The following is a 4,409-nucleotide window of genomic DNA, read 5'->3' as shown; positions in this document are numbered from 1 at the left end:
CCTCGAGCTCGGACACCGCGCGCACCAGCAATTGCGCGGCGGCCGGGTCGCTGTCTTCGGTGTCGAACACGGCCGGCGCGAGCTGCGCATACGCGAACTGGCCGGCGCGGCCGCACCAGGCCTGCAGCGTCTCGGCGTCTTCGCCGCACTGCGCCCAGACGCGGCGCGCCAGCGGGCCGGTGGGCAGGCGGCCATCCATCGCGCACTGGGCGATGCGCATCGCCCGCAGGCCGAGCCAGGCACCGCTGCCTTCGTCGCCGACCGGGAAGCCCCAGCCGCCGACGCTGGCGCGCGTGCCATCGGCGCGCCACACCTCGCCGATGCTGCCGGTGCCGGCCGCGAGCAGCGCACCGGGGCGGCCTTCATGCGCGCCGACGAGCATCGCGAAGCCATCGGTCTCGCCGAGCAGCTTTGCGTAGCCAGGGTTCTGCGCCAGGAAGGCATCGCGCCACGGCGCATTGCTCATGCCGGACAGGCCGGCGCCGAGGGCGCACTGCGCGAGGGCGGGCCGGGCGACGCCGGCCGCATCGAAGGCGCGGGCGACCGCCAGCTCGATCTGCTGCCACGCCGGCTCGATGCCCTGGCCCAGCGCCGACGGGCCGGCTTCGCCCCGCCCCAGCACCGCCCCGGCACGGCGCGCGACGAGGGCCCGGGTGCCGGTGCCGCCTCCATCCACGCCGATCAGGTATTCGATCATCGACTGCTCTCTGGCACGTTGTTCATGGGCGGGCATCGAGCCCGCGATGAAACCAGTTTAGTACCAGCAATACCAATAAGTCAATTGGTATTAGAGTTGTCTTAGCAGCAGGATTTTTCGTTTGAATTCAAGCGCTTACATGCGCTTGTCAGACAGTGCAGTGCCTGCACCAAGTCTGGAGGATCGCCCCGTTGCAGGGCGATCGAGGGCAACGATACCAGTCCAAGCCGGAGCGCGCCACTGTTTTGTGGCCCGGGCGGGGAGCCCGGGCGTCAAGTCACTTCTTGCGGGCGTACAAGGCCCACAGCCGCGCGAGATCGGCCGTGCCATCGTTGCCCTGCACGGTCCGGAAGGTCGCGGCCGACTTCGCATGGTCGCCCGCCACCAGCTGCGCAATCGCCAGGTGCAGCTTCGCGTCATCGGGCCGCTTCGTGCCCTTCGCGATGCCCTGCTGCATCAGCTCCAGCCCCGGCCTGGCCTGCCCGCCGTAGACCTGGTCCAGGCCGATCGCCAGCARCTCGCCGCCGTCCTTGGCSGCCTTCGCCTCCGTCAGCGCCTGCGCCTGGCCCGCCTTCGCCTCGGCCAGCCGCTTGGCCACCARGTCCTTCAGCCGCTTGTGCCGCTCGGCCTCCGGGCCCACGCCCAGCACCCCCGCCGCGAAGCCCTTGTCCATCGCCTGCTGCGCCTCGTTCAGGCTGCCCGCCTGCACCGCCAGCTGCACCATCTCCATGTAGTCGGCCGGCGCGCTCGTCGCCCCCGTCGCGAGGCTCAGCCGGTACGTGTCCAGCGCCAGCCGGTCGCTGAAGTTCGGCTTGCGCTGCAGCCGCCCCAGCAGGTCCGTCCAGTACTGCTTCTGCGGGTAGTACGTCACCAGCTTCTCGACCGCCCACACGTACGCGTTGGTGTCGTTCATGCGCTGCGTCGCGTTCGCCAGCAGCTTCAGCCGGTCTTCGGCCGGYGCCTGCCCCGCCTTCTCSGASGCRTTGATCTCCACCTGCAGCTCGCGCGCCGCGCCGGCGAAGTCRCCGCCCAGGTACTGGCTCTGGATCAGCAGCGTGCGCACCGTGCCGCTCGCGCCACCTTCCTTGAAGTAGCGCTGGCCCCACTGCATCGTCTTCGCGTAGTCCTTGGCCCGGTAGGCGGTCCCGGCCAGCGACTCCAGCATGCGCAGCTTGTCGGCCGGCGCCAGCTTGCCGGTGGCCGCGAGCGCCTCGAACGAYTTRCCGGCCGTCTCCGCATCGCCCGCGCCCGAGGCTGCCGCGATGCGCATGCGCTCGATCGTGTAGCTCTCGCTCGCGTTCTTGTTCGGCACCGCGTCGGCGTCGCGCACCTTGGCGAGCGCTTCCTTGTACTTGCCGGCCTTGATCAGGTCGCCCGCCGCTTGCAGCGGCTTGCCGATGTCCGGGCGCACCGCGTCCTGTGCGTACGTGCTCGTCAGCGCCACGGCCARCAGCGCGGCGGCCACCAGGGGTTTCAGCTTCATGGCCGTGCTCACTTGATGAACTGCTCGTTGCCCACCATGCCCAGCTTGGCCACCCCGAGCCGCTGCGCACTGGCCAGCACCATCGCCACCGACTTGTACTCCACCAGCTTGTTCGGGCGGATGTGCACCTCGGGCTGGTCGGCGAYCGCCGCCGTCGCCGCCAGCTTCGTCTCCAGCACCGTGCGGTCCGGCACCACTTCACCGTTCCACAGGATCGTGCCGTCGAAGTCGATGTCGATCGTCACCACCACCGGGTCGCGCAGCGGCGGCGGCGGGCTGCCCGTGGGCATGTTCAGGTTCACCGAGTGCAGCTGGATCGGGATCGTGATGATCAGCATGATCAGCAACACCAGCATCACGTCGATCAGCGGCGTCGTGTTCATCTCCACCATCACGTCGGGRTCRCCACTKCCSCYGCCGGAGCCTACGTTCATTCCCATTTGCTTGGTCCTTGTCTCTGGGGTCCGACCTCAGCCGCGCGGCGGCGGTTCCGTCACGAAGCTGATCTTCTGGATGCCCGCGCGCTGGCACGCGAACACCACCCGACCCACCGACTCGTAGCGGCTCTTCTCGTCGCCCCGGATGTGGATCTCCGGCTGCGGCGTCAGCACCGACACCTTCTTCAGCCTCGCCACCAGCGCGTTGTTGTCCGCCACCGCCTGCGCGTTCCAGAACACGTCGCCGTCCTTCGTCACCGAGATCTCGATGTTCTCCGGCTTCGTCACCCGCGCAATGTTGGTCTCCTTCGGCAGGCTCACCGGCGCCGTCTGCGTCACCACCGGCACCGTGATCAGGAAGATGATCAGCAGCACCAGCATCACGTCCACCAGCGGCGTCGTGTTGATGCTGGAGACGACCTCGTCGTCGTCCCCGTCTCCACTACCCACGTTCATGGCCATCGCGTTGCTCCTTTTCTCAGGAGGTCGTCGCGATCAGCGGCCGCCGCCGCGCAGCGTCGAGCGGCTGCCCAGCAACACCCCGTGCAGGTCCGCCCCGAAGCTGCGCACCGACTCCATCGTCACCTTGTTGCGRCGCACCAGCCAGTTGTAGCCCAGCACCGCCGGCACCGCCACCGCGAGACCAATGGCCGTCATGATCAGCGCCTCGCCCACCGGGCCCGCCACCTTGTCGATCGACGCCTGGCCGGCAATGCCGATCGCCGTCAGCGCGTGATAGATGCCCCACACCGTGCCGAACAGCCCCACGAACGGCGCGGTGGAACCCACCGTCGCCAGGAAGGCCAGGCCGTCCTGCAGGCGGCTTTGCACGTTGTCGATCGCGCGCTGCACGCTCACGCCCACCCAGGTGTTGCGGTCGATGTTCGCGGTCAGCTCGCCCTCGTGGTGGTCGCCCGCCTCGATCGCCGTCTCGGCAATGAAGCGGAACGCGCTGCCGTCCTTCAGCGTCGCGACGCCGTCGTTCAGGCTCGCCGACTTGAAGAAGCTCTTGCGCGCCGCACGCGCCTCGCCGCTGATCTTGAAGCTCTCGAACAGCTTGGTCACCAGGATGTACCAGCTGCCCATGCTCATGATCACCAGGATGATCAGCGTGCCGCGCGCCACGAAGTCGCCCTGCGCCCACAGCGCGCTCAGCCCGTACGGGTTGTCCACCGACTCCTTCGTCACCGCACCCGGCACCGCCACCGGCGCCGCCGGKGCWGCCACCGSGGCCGGCGCTTCAGCGGCCGGSGCCGAGGCCTGCGCTTGCGCAGCTTGAGGGGCCACGAACACCGTGGCGGCAACAGCAAGGCTCAGAGCCATGGTCAGTGAGCGCAGAGAAAACAAAGACATGGTGTTTCCAATCTCTAGAGAAATTTGTGAATTCATGGCCCCGGTCAGGGCCCTCGTCGCAACGAAAGTCAGTGATCCAGCGGAGTCTTCAGGTCGCCCGGGCGTTCACTCCAGCTTGTAGCTGAACGGCGCCAGCACCTGCACGTCCTTGCCCTGGCCCTGGCACTTGTATTCGCCCACCACCCTCAGGCTGTTGCGCGCAAAGACCGGGTGCGTCGACTTCAGCACCTTCATGTCCTTGATCTCGCCACTGGCGCTCAGCGTGAACTGGATCAGCACCTCGCCCTTGTCGATCCCCTGGCGGATCGCCTCGCGCGGGAACCCCGAATCGCCCATCACCGCCGTGAAGTTCGAGCACGCCACCGCGGCCGACACCGGTGCCGGCGGCGCAGCAGGCGCGGGCGCGGCAGCGGGCGGCGCCACAGGCGCCATCGGCGCG

6 protein-coding genes are annotated in these 4,409 nt (G+C 68.6%); all 6 read right to left on the bottom strand.

Going from position 1 to position 4,409, the window contains the following annotated elements; translation table 11 throughout:
- A partial coding sequence (locus AC1D01_RS22475) for a glucosamine kinase nucleotide-binding domain-containing protein (protein ID WP_477870218.1) occupies positions 1–697 on the bottom strand: 697 nt, incomplete at its 3' end.
- Between the two features lie 277 nt (positions 698–974).
- On the bottom strand, positions 975–2,180 hold the full coding sequence (locus AC1D01_RS22470; protein ID WP_477870216.1) for a tetratricopeptide repeat protein: 1,206 nt from the start codon (positions 2,178–2,180) through the stop codon (positions 975–977).
- A gap of 8 nt (positions 2,181–2,188) precedes the next feature.
- Positions 2,189–2,620, bottom strand: coding sequence for an ExbD/TolR family protein (locus tag AC1D01_RS22465; RefSeq protein ID WP_477870214.1), 432 nt, complete (start codon positions 2,618–2,620; stop codon positions 2,189–2,191).
- Positions 2,621–2,650: 30 nt separating this feature from the next.
- Positions 2,651–3,079, bottom strand: a complete 429-nt coding sequence (locus tag AC1D01_RS22460; protein WP_477870212.1) for an ExbD/TolR family protein — start codon at positions 3,077–3,079, stop codon at positions 2,651–2,653.
- 33 nt (positions 3,080–3,112) lie between these two features.
- Positions 3,113–3,970: a MotA/TolQ/ExbB proton channel family protein gene (locus AC1D01_RS22455; RefSeq protein WP_477870210.1), complete on the bottom strand. Its 858-nt coding sequence runs from the start codon at positions 3,968–3,970 to the stop codon at positions 3,113–3,115.
- A 105-nt stretch (positions 3,971–4,075) separates the two neighbouring features.
- Positions 4,076–4,409: energy transducer TonB (locus AC1D01_RS22450; protein WP_477870208.1), on the bottom strand; the 334-nt coding region annotated here is incomplete at its 5' end.

Source organism: Rhizobacter sp. P3_B12 (genome assembly GCF_056402895.1).
This window is presented reverse-complemented; position numbering and strand designations above follow the sequence as displayed.